This is a genomic window from Bremerella sp. TYQ1 (genome assembly GCF_020150455.1).
In the GTDB taxonomy this organism is placed as follows: domain Bacteria; phylum Planctomycetota; class Planctomycetia; order Pirellulales; family Pirellulaceae; genus Bremerella; species Bremerella volcania_A.
Genome location: NZ_CP083740.1, coordinates 2223450 through 2238939, shown reverse-complemented (window position 1 = coordinate 2238939; position 15490 = coordinate 2223450). Strand labels below are relative to the sequence as shown.

The window sequence follows — 15490 nt, the reverse complement described above, 5'->3', positions numbered from 1 at the left end:
AGCGATTTGGCTTCTGAAATCAAAAGCTACCTTCTGGCAGTTTCCGAGCTACAATTGTATTAGGCAAATTACTGAACTTGACTCAGACTATTAGCCGAAATTAATGTAGCTTTAGTGCGTTTGCGAGCCGACGGCCATCCGGCACGACGCTTGCAATCTTGCCCCATCATGCGTGTGGAAACGACTTCACCCTTCGGGCAACGACGATACCACCAATGCGGCATCGCTTGGCGTACGAGCCAAAAGCCTGACGGGTTTTGCTGACCGACATCAAACGTACGGGAGGGGAACCATCTATGCATGCCGACCATGACAGCACACCGATGCACCGCTTCTTTGCAGGCATCACCGAGCAAACGTTCCAAGCCAAGCTGGGCGTTCCGGATACCGATTTGATCGACTACCTGACCGGATTGTTGATGCGATTCGTACGCAGCGACATGGTTTTCAAAGTCCGCAGCCTGACCGGTCGTCCATTGACCGAAGTGGCCGATATGCTGATCGAAGCCGAGGCGCGAATCGGCGAGGCAAAACGATCTGTCCACCATCACGTGGGGGACTTCCTTTTGTTCTGGAGCGGTGTTTACCCGGAAAGTCTCGCCAGAATGCAGAAGGCGGATCGAAAAGATCACCTGCTCAATTACTGGGTCGTCGGCAAGCAGGCCTACTCGAAAGCGAGCGAACTGTCTGCCGAGGAGCACTCCGAGAGCGAAGCGGAACTGCTCAGCAAACTAAGCCACGAGTTCGAGTTGTGTGCTTACGGACTGGGCGAAGTTCGCCGCGAATGGGAACGCCGCGATCAGCAAGGCGATTCCCCGCAGATCATCGTCATGTAAGCCGACGACGACGGCCTAATCGCGGCGTTCGTCGTGAAGTATCTGATCGATGACGATGCACGCGCAAAGAATCGTGACATCGTCTTCCTCAGAAATGGTTTCGACGCCATAGGTGTCGTTCCATGTCCAAAACGGCTTAGAGACATCGGCGACCATCTGTCCTTTTCTCTTGAACTGATAATCGTGCAGCCAGAAACTGCCGTCGATGGTGTAGTCGTTCGGGCCAGGCACATCGAGCGTAAACTTCTGGTTCAGCCAGGTAAACTCTTTGTGCATCTCGGCGAACAGTTTACCGCCGTGATATATCTCGTAGCACGGCATGAACGACAATAGCCGCTGTTTGATGTAGGCAAGTTCTCGCCCTTGCATGTCGCAAAAAGCGAGCTGATCCCCCCACGAAAAGACTTTCCCTTTGATCTCGTAGATCGGATCCTGGTGTTCGTTGTAGACGTAAAATTCGTCGCCCCACGACGAGAATCGCTCACGGATAACGTATCGCATCCTACTTCCGTTGTCGGTTGAAGTGATCTTTTATGCAGCCATGGCCCCACACGAATCGGTAGTGGCCATCGCACGACAAAAGGTTGTTCGTTTTAAGTCACCAAACCTTTGGTCACCATCATAAAGACATCTTCCAGCGTCGGATCTTTTTCAGCGAACGTGCGAACGTTGATCTTGTTGTCGACCAGTTTCTTTAAGAGAGCCGCGACCCCTTGGTCGTCCGTTTGCAGTTCGCAAGTTACCTGGCCGCGATCGACATCGACATCCACGCATTCGGGCATGCTACGAATGATCGAAAGGCCCGCGTCCATACCATCGACGAACTTGATGCTGATAATGCGGTTCTTGCGAATACGGCGATAGACATCCTCGATGCTGCCACTCATCAGTAGCTCGCCTCGTTCGATGATCCCGATCGAGGTACAGCAGTCGGCCAGTTCGGTCAGAATGTGGCTCGAGATGAGAATCGTCTTGCCCATCTTGCGAAGTTCTTTGAGCAGCGCCTTCACTTCCAAACGTGCTCGAGGATCCAAACCACTCGCAGGTTCGTCCAGAATCAGCACCGGTGGGTCATGCACCAAAGTTTTGGCCAGGCACAACCGCTGCTTCATCCCGCGGGAAAGTCCGTTAACGAAATCGTTTCGCTTGTGGGTCAAGTCGAGCAGTTCCAGCACGTCGGTAATGACTGCTTTGCGCCGGCTGCGAGGAATCTTGTAGGCCACCGCGAAGAAGTCGAGGAACTCCCACACTTTCATGCCGTCGTACACACCGAAGTTGTCCGGCATGTATCCGACACTATGTCGCACGTCCATCGGTTGATCGGCGACGTTAAAGCCGTTGACGAAACCTTGCCCGCGCGAGGCACGCAAAAGGGTCGCGAGAAAACGGATGCTGGTACTCTTGCCGGCGCCGTTCGGACCGATAAAGCCAAACATTTCGCCGGCGTCGATCTTCAGGTTCAGGCATTTGACTGCGGTGAAGTCGCCATAGTCTTTGCCGAAATCGACTAGTTCAATCATCGAGGTTCGTCCTGAAGGTGCGTAAGCAATAGTTACAAATTGTCGATCGCGTCAAGTTCGATGGACTGCAATTGAGTTGGTTCCATCCCCAGGAAACGCCGCGTGTTGGCATCGCGACGTGGCGCCGGAAGGTTGGCATGTTGAAGGTGCCCCACGACCATCGTACGAATGGTTCGCTGATTGGCTGCCGGCGAAATGGAAAGGCCCGGCATGTCTTCCTCTGTCCAGCCAATCAAGCGTGTCTCGCCTTGTTTCAGTTGGCGAACATCTTTGACCGCATTCAACAAGTGACGCAGATTGACTTCGCCTGTGGTCGGCGTGACCGACAGAACCGGCGACTCGGACCACTGCTCGAACAGCTTCCATTCATCTTCTACTGACGTGAACCGAATGGCCTCTTCCGCTTCCGGTAAAAGATCACCAACCCAAGCCGCTTCCAGCTGATTCGTTTCCGGATTCCGCCGCAGAATCCCGACATCGTGCAGCGTTTGTTCCGAGTTGTAGCTCAACGTTCCATTCAGGTTTTCGTCAACCGACCAGGTAAACATCGGTTGGATCGACGCCGACAGGAAGTACTCGCTATGGATCATCGTCGACGAGTTCGACGCGACACGCACACCGCTCAGTTGAACATCGCCACCTTCCTGGTGGTACCGTACTTCGCTGAAGCCATCGCCAAAGCGGCGCGACTGATTGCTAAAAGCATCGGACCCGCGACCAAACGGCAACGCGACCGCCGACGATTCTGTGAACGTCATGTCGTACGTCGTGCTGAGCGAGGTGTAAAGCGACGTGAATCGCGTTAGATGTGCCCGGTGATAGCCGGCGTGTGCTTCGAGAAACGCAATCTCGGTACGGCTGCGCGCGAAGCCGATATCGAGTTCGGCCAGCTTGATCACGCAAACGGCCCCGACGATGGCAATGATCGGCGCTGCGATCCAAGCCCATTCGACACGTCCCATTATCCAGAAGACGAGCCAGTTGAGCGGCACAAGCACAAGCAAGTAGCCGGCGGTGACGCGGAGGACGAAGTTGCCGCTGGGAATGCTAATGCCAGCCGCTTCCCGGAGGCACTCTCGGGCGGCAGTCGAGATGCCACTTGCGTCGCTCCAGCCTGCGACGCCTGACTGATTGTCGTAAGTGTAGCCAGAGAAGTTTTGAATGTTCAGTTCACGTTCGCTCAGCTTCATTTCTGCTTCGACATCGGCAAGCCTCTGGGCTTCATCCTCATCAATGGCAATGTCGTTGGTCGTTTCCGGAGCGACTTCTTCTACCTCAGTTTCCGCGGGATCGAGACTACCCACTAAGTTGGCATCACGCTGCTGATAGACCGGCATCAAGTTGGCCAGATCGCGGCTCATAAATCGAAGCGAGGTCACCAGACGTGGATCGTTGACCGCATAAGAATCGGCCCAAGCGTTGACGGCCGTTTCGTCGTCGGTCTTGCGAAACTTGCGGGGAGGACGGCGTAGAAGCACATTGTTCAGAAACGAATCGAAGTTCTTCCAATTCCGCGAGATGTCGGGCGAACGAATTTGAAACGCCGTGACGGCAATGCGGCCCCGTCCCACGCGGCGTTCGGCTACCAAGTCGCCAGTCTTGGGAATAAAGCTTCCCTCGGGGCGGAGCTTCAACTCTGAACCCCGTAGTGCGCCAGCGCGGAGGTCAATTTCGTAGCGAAGGTTTTGCCACGTGTTACTTTCGTAAATGCGTTCGGTCGTGACGAACTCTTTGTTCCAGACGTCGAACCGATCTTGTCCCAGTTCTACGCTGCCGGCATCGTCTGCTGGAAGATAATCGCCCAGGAAGCTGAGCTTCAGGCGATCGAGTGAATCAGGGCCACTGATGATCAGTTGACCACCAAAGTGCAGCCAGTCGAGCATCGATTGTTGCTGGTCGAGCGACAACAATTCTGGATCGATACCATCCCAAAAGACATACGCGATCGATGTCCACGCCATGGGGTTTTCGGGAATCGAAACACGATCGACCGTTTTCGGAAGGACCAGGCGATAGTGCGGAGCCGTTTCCTGTTGTAGCAGTGGTGGATGCAGCGGGCGAACGACGTCGGTCACTTCCAGGAATTGGTACTCATCGGAGGCGCTCGCGAGCACCACCATGTAATATTCCTGGGGATACATTCGCGTTGTCGCCAAGCGATCGACTAGCACCGGACGGCCACCTCCGGTCGGGCGAAGATCGCATGCGAACATTCTCGACTGCGAACTGTTACGGGCAATCAGCGGCGGATAAAAGAGCAAGTCAGACCAGCGCTCTTGTCCTTTGGGGAGAGCTAACGGTCGCGTGGCCGTGAAGAAATAGTCGGTGTCGGTAATGGGGACCGGGGTGTTGTTCGAGTCAACCGTCCAAGCGTAAAGCTCGCCGCGGAAGTCGAAATTGTTGGCCTTCATCAGCGTGCTGACGTTGGTCCAGTGCCCTGGCTTTACGCGGTTAAGCTGTGTTCGCCGATCATCCGACGGTAAGACGTTCAGCTGGGGGGGCTCGAAGTCTTCTTTGGTTTCTTCTTTTTTCAAACGCTCTTGGCGTTCTTCCAACGTTTCGGCAGGCTCAAAACAACCAGAGCAACCGGTTGTCATCAACATGCCGAAAAGAAGAAACGCAGTAAGCCACCGGCGGCGCGAGGGAGTCGCCAACAGCGGAGTGAATTCGTTTCGCGCCGAGTCGATTGTTGATGCCATACTGGGAGAAGTCTTCAGAGCGTTGTCCGTGAAAGCTAAAGCGTAGCCAACGTCGGCCAGGCAAACCAGCCAACGCTGACATGTGCCGCCGCAGTCGGTCGAAACGCGACAGGTTAAACGAAACTGCTCAAGCCGCCGTTTCAGGAATCCATTTCGCCGAGCTAAATTCTGCTCGCGTCAGGCGTTATTTCTTTCTCGTAGCGTAGGAAAGTTAACGCCACGAAGCAAGCAGAAGGACAACTTTGGGGGGCAACTTGCCTGTCTCGATCAGAAATCGCCATGTCAAAGGGCCAACCGCCGAGGAGACGCTTCGCCTGCCCTCGGTAACCAGATCCTGAGAGAAGGCTTGATGATTGAGCCAAGCAAAAATTCGGAAGAATTACAGTCGACGCAGCGACTTCGCTTGAAACGGCTCGGTCAATCTCGCACCGATTCGGTAGCACTGATCGTTAACGCGGGTGCAGCGAACGACATGAAATCGGACGTTCTCTGGACCGCTGATCCAAAGGTTTCGCTCCGGCCCAGGCGCAAGCGGTTCGCTGTGCAGCAGACCGATTCCCAGTCGCGAGATGTCGGTGATCAGCACCAAGTGCCAAGCTGGCGCATCTTCTTCGCTGGGACGCTGCTCGTCACGCTTAAGCAGTCCGCGGCTCAACTTGTTGAACCGGGCAAACTGACGTTGATCGGCATAGCACGAAGCGGTGATCTCGTCCGGCGTTAGCAGCCCCTGAAGCGACCGAGGCACGCGGACGTTGATCGGTAGGCGACTGAGCACCTGCTGAAACGTTTGTTCGTCCATCTCGGGATGTTCTGGAGCCATGATGCCATCCAGCGAGTTCATATCGTCGGCCAAGCAGCAAGTGAAAGAAAGGTTTTCAGCGTTTCTCTAACGCGATATGAAAAAACTAGCTCGCGAATTGGTGTTGCTCTCCGCGTGGCTCGTAAATTGCCACACAAGCATCGGGTTGTGACGAACGTAACGATTGCTCAGGCTTGGCACTTGAGTACCACCTCGACCGCGAGAAGGCATTGCTGCAGATGCGGAGCGAAGATACGTACCAATTTCCCATCGGTACTGACTTGGGCCTGATGCTCGCGTAGAAGACTCCCCAGTACGTCGGCCAGTTTAGAAGAGTCCAGTGGCAATACGTCAAACGTCGCCAGCCAACCAGGGTTGTCGGTCGTTTCGATCCGAACCCCAAGTTTATGTTCCCATTGCCCGTCGCAGCGATCGGCATACCATCGTTCAATCTCTTCAGCTGCTCGGTCCAGGCTCATCGTTTCGACTTCCAGAAAGAAGGCTCCCAGAAAGCTGACTGGACACGCGAGCAAATGGCGTGGTTCGCAGCGGTGGACTAAAGCCCGATCAGTGTTTTCACGTCCAGCGGACGATCTCCTACGGCACCAATTTCGTAGCAGCGCGGGCCCAGCTTCTGGCATCGTGCCACGGTCAGTCGCAACAGTCCATATCCTTCAACGCGTAAATGAAAACGCTCTTTGGGATAAAGCTGTTCTTCGTGCAGCAGTCCGATTCCTTCCTTCGAGACATTGATGATCAACGCCTGAAACAGGTCGGCATGTCGAGGCACTTTGGGGTATGTTGCTTCGTAGCGAAGCAAACAACGTTTCAGCTGACGGAAACGAATGTGACGCCGCTGATCGGTCACCATCGGCGTCGAAGGGCCTGACTTGCCTAATGCTTCCAGCTTCGAGCGGGGAATCTGCACATTGAACGGCACGTTGCGAATCGCACGTTCAAAGGCACTGTCGCCCTGTCTCGGCAGGCCGCTTGCTATGGCATCATCAATGCTTTCCAGCATCGGACCATCTCCCCGTTAAGTTTTAGTGGAACCATCTGCTCCAAGATCTCGAACGCCTCTTTGCGGGTGTTCGGATTGCGATAAGGGCGATTGCTTGTCAGGGCCTCGAAAATATCGACGACCGTACAAATCTGGGCATAGAAATGGATCTCGTCGCCATCGATACCGACCGGATACCCAGATCCATCAAGCTTTTCATGGTGCTGATAAACCATCATCAACTGTTCGTACGAAAGCTCGGAACGCTCAGCCAAAGCGACAAAGCCATCAGTCGGGTGCCGCTGAATCAGCTTCCACTCGGCATCGGTCAATCGCTCTTTCTTCGTCAGCACGTGGTTGGGGATTCGCAGTTTTCCCAAGTCGTGCAGAAGTCCGCCGACAGAGATCGCCTTCAGTTCGGTTTCGTCCGCGATGCCCATTCCCTGAGCTAACAGCATGACGTAACTTGCGACGTTGTAAGTATGTGTGTAGGTGTGATAGTCATGCCGCAGCACGTCGAACATCTCGCTGGCGATGACCGAATCTTGCGAGATCAACGTGGTCATATGCTCGCTGAGGACCCCAACACTTTCGACCGTCTTGTCGAGGTTGTCGGCCCGAAACAACTCTTGCAGCATCGTGCGGCCGGTGTTGTTTAAGAAGTCGAGTCGCCGCTCGACCGGGATCTCTTCGTTGCTGATGATGTTGCGAACGTTGTCTTGCAGATACTTCTGAAAGATGTCGGCTTGATCGCGAGGAATGTAGACCGTCTCGACACCACTCTCCAGCAGTCTGGGAAACTCGTCGTCTGCCACTTCGACGTTACGCCGCCGCAGAAGAATTGGCTCGGAGCCTTGATGAAGACAACCAAATACATCCACCGGTAAATCTGCCGTCAGACACAATGTCGCTAACGGTACCGGAAGAAAGCTTTGTCGTGTTTTAGTCTCGACGGAAATCGCCATTGAACCCTGCCCGGAGCGATTGAATTCCATATCGATGGTAAATGCCGTTGAACATCTTCGGCATGACAAAGTTAGATCGCATACACTCATGTGCAAGAAAAATGGTTTTTAGAAGGAAACAGATAGACATGCGGATTCCCGCAGTGGTGCCTGTGTAAAGGCTTTCAATTAAAATGGGTTTGTTAGTAGTTACTATGCCACTGTAACGATTCGCCTACTAATGACATATAAACCCACCGTTATGAGGTGGTTGGGTTTATGCCGTAGATCTTTGACGTGCCGCGAACGATCGGATCGCAGCAAGTGATTGACCTTCTCTGGCGTCCCGCTTAGATTGCGAAAGACCTCTTTGACCGTTCCTGAATCTCTTGCGTGGAAAGTTATTTCGATGCGTTCTGTGGCACTTGCCTGTTGGGCTTTACTCTTGCTTTCTTCGGTTGCCGCATACGCTCAGGAAGTGGCCGCGCCTGAAAGTGTGAAGCCTGGGATCAACGAGAGATTCCTCGACCCCGAACTAGACGTCGAGGCTTGGGTGAATCGATTTGAAGTCGAAAGCCGCGAGGTGTTTCAGGCCAAGCAGGAGATTGTCGAACGGATGAAGCTTTCGCCGGGGGATCGGATCGCCGACATCGGCACAGGGACAGGGCTGTTCGTCGAACCCTTTTCGGCAGCAGTCGGCAACGAAGGCTGGGTCTACGCTCTCGATATTGCCCCGAAGTTTGTCGAGCGAGTCGAGAAGTTGGCCGAGATTCGCGGCCTTAACAATGTAACCCCGGTCCTATGCAGTGAAGACGACATCCGCTTGGCACCTGGCAGCATTAATGCGGCTTTCATCTGCGACGTCTACCATCACTTTGAATACCCTGAGCAGTCGCTCGCATCGATTCATAAAGCGATGAAGCCAGGCGGGAAGCTGGTCGTTATCGACTTCAAACGCATCCCCGGAGAATCGCGCGAATGGACGTTAGATCATGTCCGCGCCGGGCAAGAAGTCTTCCGCGCAGAAATTGAAAAAGCAGGCTTCCGTTTCGTCAACGAAGTCGAAGTGCCATCGTTTAAAGAGAACTACTTCCTGCAATTTGAACGGAAGTAGTAGGTTCTCGATGGCAGCTTCGAGAGTGGCCTGGCGCAGGGTCCGCGATTCATTCAGGCCGACCCTACGTTCGCCGTTTGTCTTAGGCTGGGGCTAAGACTTGAACTTTCATGTCGGTGACCATGTCTTTGACTTGGTCGCGGTAGTCGTTCATATGAGGCGCAACCAGGTGAGCTTGCAGGTGCTCGACCGATTCCCAGGCCTCGACGACGGTCACGACATGATCGCGGGGGCCGGTTTGAACGTCGCCCAAGTTGGCGTCGACGTCGATCGTCGGGCCGTAGGTGATGCAGCCATCTTCTTCCAGAACTTTGGGTACCAGTTCGTGGAAGAGCGCCAGGAAGGCATCGCGGGTATCAGGCTTCAGTTCGATGGTGGCGATGACGTGGATCATGGTGCGCATAATTTTCTCGGTTAGAGTGTTTCAGTTGTTTTAGCGTTGGCTTTTCGCGGCGGCCGAACGTTTTTCGGTAATCTCGATCGCTTTCAAGATGCCGCGCGCTTTGTTAAGCGTTTCCTGGTATTCCATCTGCGGATCGCTGTCCGCAACGATCCCCGCGCCGGCTTGAACGTACGCGGTGCCATCTTGGATGACAATTGTTCGCAGGGCGATACATGTATCCATGTTACCGCCGTAGTCGATATAGCCAACCGCGCCAGCGTAAGGGCCGCGTCGATGTGGTTCGATCTCGTCGATGATTTCCATCGCACGAACCTTGGGTGCGCCAGAGACCGTCCCGGCCGGCAAACAGGCCGCCATCGCGTCGAAAGCGTCCTTCCCTTCCGGCAACTCTCCGGTCACGTTCGAGGTGATGTGCATCACATGGCTATAACGTTCAATCGCCATCACGTCCGACAATTGAACGCTGCGGTACTTCGCGACACGGCCGACGTCGTTACGGCCGAGATCGACCAGCATGACATGCTCGGCACGTTCTTTGGGATCGGCCAGAAGTTCTTCGGCCAGGCGAGCATCTTCCGCTTCGGTTAAGCCTCTTGGACGTGTGCCGGCTAGGGGACGAACGGTTACCGTGCCATCCATCACGCGAACCATGATCTCTGGAGAACTTCCGACGAGTGTTGTCTCAGGCGATCGCAGGAAGAACATGAACGGGCTCGGATTCACGATCCGCAGCGTCCGATAGATCTCGAACGGATCGCTTTGAATGTCGACCGCCAGTCGCTGACTGAAGACGACCTGAAAGATATCGCCGGCTTCGATGTACTCGACACATTTGCGGACGGCCGCCTCGAAGTCTTCCTGCGTGAAGTTCGAGCGGTAGGGAATCGTTGGGTACCCTGCCAGGTCGATATCGGTGGGGGTTAGTGTCGGATCGTGCTTGGTCAGTTGGGCGACAATTTCTTCGGCTTGCTGGCAAGCGGCGTCGTAGATGGCCTGGCGGTCGGCCGATTCCCCCTGGGGGCATTTCGCCATCACGATCACGTAGGCAGTTTTCGTGACGTTATCGAACACGACCAAATTGTTATAGAACCCAAACGAAAGATCTGGCAGCTTGCGGTCGTCTTCCGGAGCGTTGGGCAGGTTTTCGACGTAGCGGACGACGTCGTACCCCGCGTAGCCAATCGCACCACCGTTGAACGGGGGGAGCCCTTCGATATGGGCGACGCTGCCGGTATCGAGTCGCTTACGAAGCTCTTCCAGCGGGTTCGCACTCGTGAAGGTCTCGGTGCTGCCATCTTTTCGGCTGATGGTGACCTGATCGCGCGTTGCGCTGATGTGGTATTCGGGATGGATGCCGATAAAGCTGTATCGGCCGACTTTCTCTCCGCCGACGACACTTTCAAACAAGCAAGCAGGCTCGCCAGTGTCCAGTTTGTGGAATGCCGAGACAGGGGTCATCGAATCGCTGATCAATCGCCGATAAACGGGAATAATCTCGAACTTGTCCGCGAGCTGATCAAACTCGGAAAACTCTGGGAGATACGGCATAAGTCAGTTGTCTGCCAAAGGGTAGTGCGTGGCCAATCCGTTGGAGGAGACCCCGCAGGCATCTGAAAAGTTCACGCCCGACAATTTTCGGTCTCTGGTAACATTGAACGGCATGGCGTCTAATCTTGACACCCCCCTTGGCGTCGATAGAATCCAGAATAATCCTCTCGCGGTATCTCTAATTGCGAATTGGATTTACGTTGATCGGCTTGCTGTCAGTGGGGCAAGCGATTCGGAAGCCGGCAAACCGGCCGTTTCCCACCTTGCGTGGAAGGAGGCGATTTTTCGTCATGAAGTGTCAACAATGCGAAAAGCCAGCCACGTTCCACATTACGGAACTTACCGGCGATAAACCGCACGAACTCCATTTGTGCGAGCAGTGCGCGCAGTCCTACTTAACGCAGAACCCCAGCGGTGGCTCTCCGATTCAGCCTTCGTTGGCCGGCATGCTGCATCATCAGCTGAAAGTGGCCGACACCGCCAAGGAACTCGCCAAGCTCGACGAACAGGTCTGTCCGATCTGTGGCATCAGCTTCTACGAGTTCCGCAACCAAGGCCGCCTCGGCTGTCCGCACGACTATACCTGCTTCGCCAGCGAACTCGATCCGCTGATCGTCAACATCCACGGCGATACCGAGCACAGCGGCAAACACCCCAAGCATCATCAGCAAACCTCGCAAGAGCAGACACGCTTGATCCAGCTTCATAACGACATGAAGGTGGCCGTCGAAAAGGAAGATTACGAGCGTGCCTCCCAAATCCGCGACGAAATCCGTAAGATTGAGGGAGGAGAAGCCTGATCGGCATCTCAGCCTGATAAGATAAGCAGGGCTCAAATGACTCCCGTAGGGCCCGCGTGTCGCGGGTCGAGCATAATGTCGGCTTCCTAACCCGCGACACGCGGGCCCTACGCGATGCCCATTGGATAGATTTACAGACACAAGCTGCGACCCCAAGTGGATGGCATTTACGGGTAGGCAAGCTACTGGAGAGTGAAGGTAAGACTTACGTGGAACTAAAAGAATTGGCATGTCGATCTGGCGAATGGATGCGTGGTAGCGGACCAGAGTCCGATATCGTGATCAGCAGTCGTATTCGCCTGGCTCGCAATCTGGCCGAGTTCCCCTTCATTCGCCGCTGCACTCCACAAGATCGCCAGTCGATCGAAAAGATGGTGCACGATCGTCTGCAAGCGATCCCCGGATTCAACACGCTCTACTACCTTCGCGTCGACGAACTCGCCCACGTCGATCGCCAGTTCCTCACCGAACGCCAACTGATCAGCCGCGAGCATGCGGAAGCGGAAGGGGCGCGCAGCGTCGCGATCGATAACGACGAACGCCTCAGCGTGATGATCAACGAAGAAGACCATCTCCGCATCCAAGTGATGAAGAGCGGCCTCGATCTCGACAGTGCCTGGCAGCAGATCAACGAAGTCGACGATCAGCTTGAAAGCAAACTGAGCTACGCGTTCCACGAACGCCTTGGCTATTTGACCGCGTGTCCGACCAACGTTGGCACCGGAATGCGTGTGAGCGTGATGCTGCACCTCCCTGCCCTGGTGATTACCAACCAGATCGAAAAAGTCTTCCGCAGCCTGCAAAAGATCAACCTGGCCGTGCGTGGTTTATACGGCGAAGGCTCTCAGGCCATGGGCGACTTCTACCAGATCAGCAATCAAATCACGCTCGGCAAGTCGGAAGAAGAACTCATCGGCCAGGTCAGCGGCGTCGTCCCGATGATCATCGAGTACGAACGGAAAGCACGCGACTTCCTGATCACCCAGAACCGCGAAGACCTGCACGACAAGATCAGCCGTGCTTACGGTATTCTGTGCACCGCGCAGACGATCAGCAGCGAAGAAACGATGCACCTTCTTTCTAGCGTCCGCATGGGGGTGAACCTGGGGCTGATCGACGATCTGGCCATTGCCGACATCAACAAACTGTTTGTCGAAACCCAGCCGGCTCACTTGCAGAAGCTCCGCGGTAACGAACTCGACACGGCCGGTCGTAACATCGAGCGAGCCCTCTATCTTCGTCGTTACCTGCAAGATCGCGGTAAAGAACATCGCGACGAACGAAACTAGCGATTTCGGTCGATTTTCGGGCAATATTTCTTTAAACTCGTCGAATACCTTTTCGAATCGACGACAGGTATTGCTCGTAGGGCCAGCATGTTGCGGCTCAGATGCGGCTACGCCAGTGCGAATAAAAGCCGCCGTCACGATTCGGCATCGGCAGTGCTAATTTTGCCTGGTATTCAACGACGGCTGGCACCTCTTCCTGCTCCTCTTCCCAAAGGGAAACCATGATCCCCCTGCTTGCAGATAGCTTCTTCTTATTTGGCGTTGGCGTCGAGGGAATTAGCTATTTGGTGGTCGTCATCTTCGTCCTAGGTGGCTTAGCGACCGAGCACTGGCATGGTGGACTTCGCAGCATCTCAACGATTCGATTGGGAGATAAAAAATCGAAACTCGGTCAGATGGAAGCCGCGCTGCAATCGATTCAAGAAGCCGATCCGAACTTCGATCTAAAAAACTTCAGCGTTGCCGCAGCCAAAGCATTTGTCGCGATGGAGCGTGCTCACGATACCGGCGATCTCAGCGACATCCGCGCGTTTGTTTCCGATGGGATCTTCCAGCGTTTGCAGTTTCGACTCGACGAAGAGGCGAGTCTCGGCCGGACTCGTAAGACGATCAAAATCGAACTGCATAAACTTTCGCCTGTCGAAATCACGTCGTCCAAGAACAATAAGAACGCATTTGAAGTGATCTCGATGCGTGTCACCGGGGCGGCCGTTCGCGAGTATCGCATCCAGCAGTCTGGAGCCGATGTTGTGATTAAAGAGACCGAGCCGATCGCGGAAGTCTGGACGTTCCTGCGTCGCCGCGGGGCGAAGACGACCTCCAAAGATTTCGGTTCGATCCATGGCAACTGCCCCAACTGTGGTGCCGACGTTTCGGTGAATCAGTTTGAAAAATGTCCTGCGTGCGAAAGTACCGTTCGCTCAGGCGAGCATGACTGGGTACTTTCCGAGATCTCCGATCAGTCGTCCTGGAAGGTGACCAAGCCGTTCAAGATGAGCAGTGCTACGCGGTACTGGATCAAGCAAGACCCTGGCTTCAGTTCGCATTACTTGGAAGACCGAGCCAGCGTGATCTTCTTCCGGAAGTTTCTGGCCGATCGTTTGGGCGTGATCGATCCACTGGGCAAAGTTGCCACCGACCGCTTCTGCGAAGGTTACGAAAAGAAGCTGAAGCCAGACGACTTTGGCAAACGCAACGTTTACATGCAGCCACGCATTCTGGCCGCCGATGTCTCTGGCGTGATTGCCGAAGAACCGTTCGATAAAACATTGATGCACATTCGCTGGTCGGCTCGCCGTGGAACGATCCGCCGCGGCGGCGAAATTGAAATCGAAAAAGATCCTGTGCAAGTCAGCACTATGATGGTCCTTGTCCGCAAGCATGGCTGCAAGACACGTATCGAACGGACGATCACCAGTTCGCATTGCCCCAAGTGTGGTGCCCCTGAGTCGAATAACGCTTCGCATGCGTGCGACTTCTGCCATACGGTTCTTAACGATGGCGAGCTGGAATGGACGCTTGCCGATGTGCTCCCCTTCACTTCCACGCCCGCGATGGCGCTGCGGAAGCGAGCCTACGAAGGGATCGAGACGAACGTTTCGGTCGTGAAAGTGAACACCATGGAGGACGAGCCGCTGGAACGTGTCGTGATGATGGAGCAGAAGCTGCCCGAGTTCACCAAGAGCGAGATGGATGGGGTGCAGATCGACGGTGCCGCCCCGAACGTGATCGTGCGCGAAGACGACGTCACGCTTTGCCGGCTTCTCGGCGAAGTCGCAGGCACGCTCCATATCTCGAAGGGAAGTGCCAAAGATTTCATTCGTGAAGTGGCCAAAAAATGCAACGTCCCGGACGAGACGCTGGTCAAAGCGATGCGCTCGAAAGAAAAGCTCGATCGAAATCGGATTCGTAATATGAATTCGCAAGTCATCAAGCGATGGCTGATCGCCCTGGTCGACGTGAGCTTGATCGATAGTCGAATCGAAGCGTGGGAAAAAGTTTTCATTCACGCCGCCGCCAAGGAATTGGGCCTGAGCAAATACGATGTCGAAGCTGCGTTTCGCAATCGAAAATTGCAGCTGGAAGAATGGACGGAAGGAATGCGTTCGGTCGATATGTTCTCGTGGGTTGTCTACATGGCAGCCGCCGATGGACGATTCGACCCAAAAGAGATCGAGCAGCTCAAGCAACTTGCCGCCGACTACGGAATCTCGCACAAGCAGCTGAAGCAGATGTGTGTTGCGGCAAAGAACAAGACACTGGAAGTCAGCGTGCCAAGCGATCCCACCATCGGGCAGTACTGGCTCGTGAAGATGATCGACATGGCATTCGCCGATGGAAACGTTTGCTCGAAGGAGCAAAAAGTGTTGGCCCACATCGGCAGTCAGATCGGCCTGACGCCGTACGATCTTCGCCAGCTGATTCGCCGTCGTCGAGCGGTGCTCTACAAACAGGCGCAAGAGGCGCTGCGTGGGAAACCTCCCAAAGATGACGGCGAGCTTCACTTGAAGTCAGACTGGAACGACTAAATAGCGATGC

15 protein-coding genes are annotated in these 15490 nt (G+C 54.8%); 5 read left to right on the top strand and 10 right to left on the bottom strand.

Annotated features, from left to right (window positions below):
- Window positions 1-296: 296 nt before the first annotated feature.
- Window positions 297-836 carry a hypothetical protein gene (locus LA756_RS08540; protein WP_224439450.1) on the top strand — a complete coding sequence of 180 codons (540 nt, stop codon included), beginning with the start codon at window positions 297-299 and terminating at the stop codon, window positions 834-836.
- Between the two features lie 15 nt (window positions 837-851).
- On the opposite strand, the gene LA756_RS08535 is transcribed toward LA756_RS08540, so the two are convergent.
- From LA756_RS08535 to LA756_RS08505, 7 genes are all read right to left on the bottom strand, one after another.
- The gene (locus tag LA756_RS08535; RefSeq protein WP_224439449.1) at window positions 852-1337 is read right to left on the bottom strand and encodes an LURP-one-related/scramblase family protein; all 486 of its coding nucleotides are present in this window, start codon (window positions 1335-1337) and stop codon (window positions 852-854) included.
- Window positions 1338-1429: 92 nt separating this feature from the next.
- Window positions 1430-2356, bottom strand: a complete 927-nt coding sequence (locus LA756_RS08530; RefSeq protein ID WP_224439448.1) for an ABC transporter ATP-binding protein — start codon at window positions 2354-2356, stop codon at window positions 1430-1432.
- A 32-nt stretch (window positions 2357-2388) separates the two neighbouring features.
- Entirely contained in the window at window positions 2389-5055 is a 2667-nt protein-coding gene (locus tag LA756_RS08525; protein WP_224439447.1) for a hypothetical protein, read from the bottom strand.
- A 379-nt stretch (window positions 5056-5434) separates the two neighbouring features.
- Window positions 5435-5875: a hypothetical protein gene (locus LA756_RS08520; protein ID WP_224439446.1), complete on the bottom strand. Its 441-nt coding sequence runs from the start codon at window positions 5873-5875 to the stop codon at window positions 5435-5437.
- A gap of 167 nt (window positions 5876-6042) precedes the next feature.
- A complete protein-coding gene (locus LA756_RS08515) occupies window positions 6043-6333 on the bottom strand; it encodes an Imm53 family immunity protein (RefSeq protein WP_224439445.1) in 291 nt (96 codons plus the stop codon).
- A gap of 77 nt (window positions 6334-6410) precedes the next feature.
- Entirely contained in the window at window positions 6411-6875 is a 465-nt protein-coding gene (locus tag LA756_RS08510) for a hypothetical protein (protein ID WP_224439444.1), read from the bottom strand.
- Window positions 6848-7819: an HD-GYP domain-containing protein gene (locus LA756_RS08505; RefSeq protein ID WP_224439443.1), complete on the bottom strand. Its 972-nt coding sequence runs from the start codon at window positions 7817-7819 to the stop codon at window positions 6848-6850. Before LA756_RS08505 ends, LA756_RS08510 begins: the two co-directional genes overlap by 28 nt.
- A gap of 388 nt (window positions 7820-8207) precedes the next feature.
- Here LA756_RS08505 and LA756_RS08500 point away from each other — a divergent pair, with 388 nt between their 5' ends.
- A complete protein-coding gene (locus tag LA756_RS08500) occupies window positions 8208-8912 on the top strand; it encodes a class I SAM-dependent methyltransferase (RefSeq protein ID WP_224439442.1) in 705 nt (234 codons plus the stop codon).
- 82 nt (window positions 8913-8994) lie between these two features.
- Here the strand turns inward: LA756_RS08500 and LA756_RS08495 are convergent, their stop codons facing one another.
- Window positions 8995-9315: a putative quinol monooxygenase gene (locus LA756_RS08495; RefSeq protein WP_224439441.1), complete on the bottom strand. Its 321-nt coding sequence runs from the start codon at window positions 9313-9315 to the stop codon at window positions 8995-8997.
- Window positions 9316-9345: 30 nt separating this feature from the next.
- Window positions 9346-10863, bottom strand: coding sequence for an anthranilate synthase component I (gene trpE / locus LA756_RS08490; protein WP_224439440.1), 1518 nt, complete (start codon window positions 10861-10863; stop codon window positions 9346-9348).
- Window positions 10864-11153: 290 nt separating this feature from the next.
- Between trpE and LA756_RS08485 the strand changes: the two genes are divergently transcribed.
- Together LA756_RS08485 and LA756_RS08480 are read left to right on the top strand one after the other, a co-directional pair.
- Complete coding sequence (locus LA756_RS08485; protein ID WP_224439439.1) at window positions 11154-11663, top strand: UvrB/UvrC motif-containing protein; 510 nt, start codon at window positions 11154-11156, stop codon at window positions 11661-11663.
- Window positions 11664-11911: 248 nt separating this feature from the next.
- Window positions 11912-12952 carry a protein arginine kinase gene (locus LA756_RS08480; protein ID WP_224440369.1) on the top strand — a complete coding sequence of 347 codons (1041 nt, stop codon included), beginning with the start codon at window positions 11912-11914 and terminating at the stop codon, window positions 12950-12952.
- 97 nt (window positions 12953-13049) lie between these two features.
- Here the strand turns inward: LA756_RS08480 and LA756_RS27140 are convergent, their stop codons facing one another.
- The gene (locus tag LA756_RS27140; RefSeq protein WP_261362095.1) at window positions 13050-13175 is read right to left on the bottom strand and encodes a hypothetical protein; all 126 of its coding nucleotides are present in this window, start codon (window positions 13173-13175) and stop codon (window positions 13050-13052) included.
- Here LA756_RS27140 and LA756_RS08475 point away from each other — a divergent pair.
- Complete coding sequence (locus LA756_RS08475; RefSeq protein WP_224439438.1) at window positions 13174-15480, top strand: TIM44-like domain-containing protein; 2307 nt, start codon at window positions 13174-13176, stop codon at window positions 15478-15480. The genes LA756_RS27140 and LA756_RS08475 overlap by 2 nt on opposite strands.
- The last annotated feature ends 10 nt before the right edge of the window (window positions 15481-15490 follow it).

Bases quoted from the DNA above. Each gene is read 5' to 3' on its own strand.
- LA756_RS08540 (WP_224439450.1), top strand. From the start codon at position 297: ATGCATGCCGACCATGACAGCACACCGATGCACCGCTTCTTTGCAGGC.
- LA756_RS08535 (WP_224439449.1), bottom strand. From the start codon at position 1,337: ATGCGATACGTTATCCGTGAGCGATTCTCGTCGTGGGGCGACGAATTT.
- LA756_RS08530 (WP_224439448.1), bottom strand. From the start codon at position 2,356: ATGATTGAACTAGTCGATTTCGGCAAAGACTATGGCGACTTCACCGCA.
- LA756_RS08525 (WP_224439447.1), bottom strand. From the start codon at position 5,055: ATGGCATCAACAATCGACTCGGCGCGAAACGAATTCACTCCGCTGTTG.
- LA756_RS08520 (WP_224439446.1), bottom strand. From the start codon at position 5,875: ATGGCTCCAGAACATCCCGAGATGGACGAACAAACGTTTCAGCAGGTG.
- LA756_RS08515 (WP_224439445.1), bottom strand. From the start codon at position 6,333: ATGAGCCTGGACCGAGCAGCTGAAGAGATTGAACGATGGTATGCCGAT.
- LA756_RS08510 (WP_224439444.1), bottom strand. From the start codon at position 6,875: ATGCTGGAAAGCATTGATGATGCCATAGCAAGCGGCCTGCCGAGACAG.
- LA756_RS08505 (WP_224439443.1), bottom strand. From the start codon at position 7,819: ATGGCGATTTCCGTCGAGACTAAAACACGACAAAGCTTTCTTCCGGTA.
- LA756_RS08500 (WP_224439442.1), top strand. From the start codon at position 8,208: ATGCGTTCTGTGGCACTTGCCTGTTGGGCTTTACTCTTGCTTTCTTCG.
- LA756_RS08495 (WP_224439441.1), bottom strand. From the start codon at position 9,315: ATGCGCACCATGATCCACGTCATCGCCACCATCGAACTGAAGCCTGAT.
- trpE (WP_224439440.1), bottom strand. From the start codon at position 10,863: ATGCCGTATCTCCCAGAGTTTTCCGAGTTTGATCAGCTCGCGGACAAG.
- LA756_RS08485 (WP_224439439.1), top strand. From the start codon at position 11,154: ATGAAGTGTCAACAATGCGAAAAGCCAGCCACGTTCCACATTACGGAA.
- LA756_RS08480 (WP_224440369.1), top strand. From the start codon at position 11,912: ATGCGTGGTAGCGGACCAGAGTCCGATATCGTGATCAGCAGTCGTATT.
- LA756_RS08475 (WP_224439438.1), top strand. From the start codon at position 13,174: ATGATCCCCCTGCTTGCAGATAGCTTCTTCTTATTTGGCGTTGGCGTC.
- LA756_RS27140 (WP_261362095.1), bottom strand. From the start codon at position 13,175: ATGGTTTCCCTTTGGGAAGAGGAGCAGGAAGAGGTGCCAGCCGTCGTT.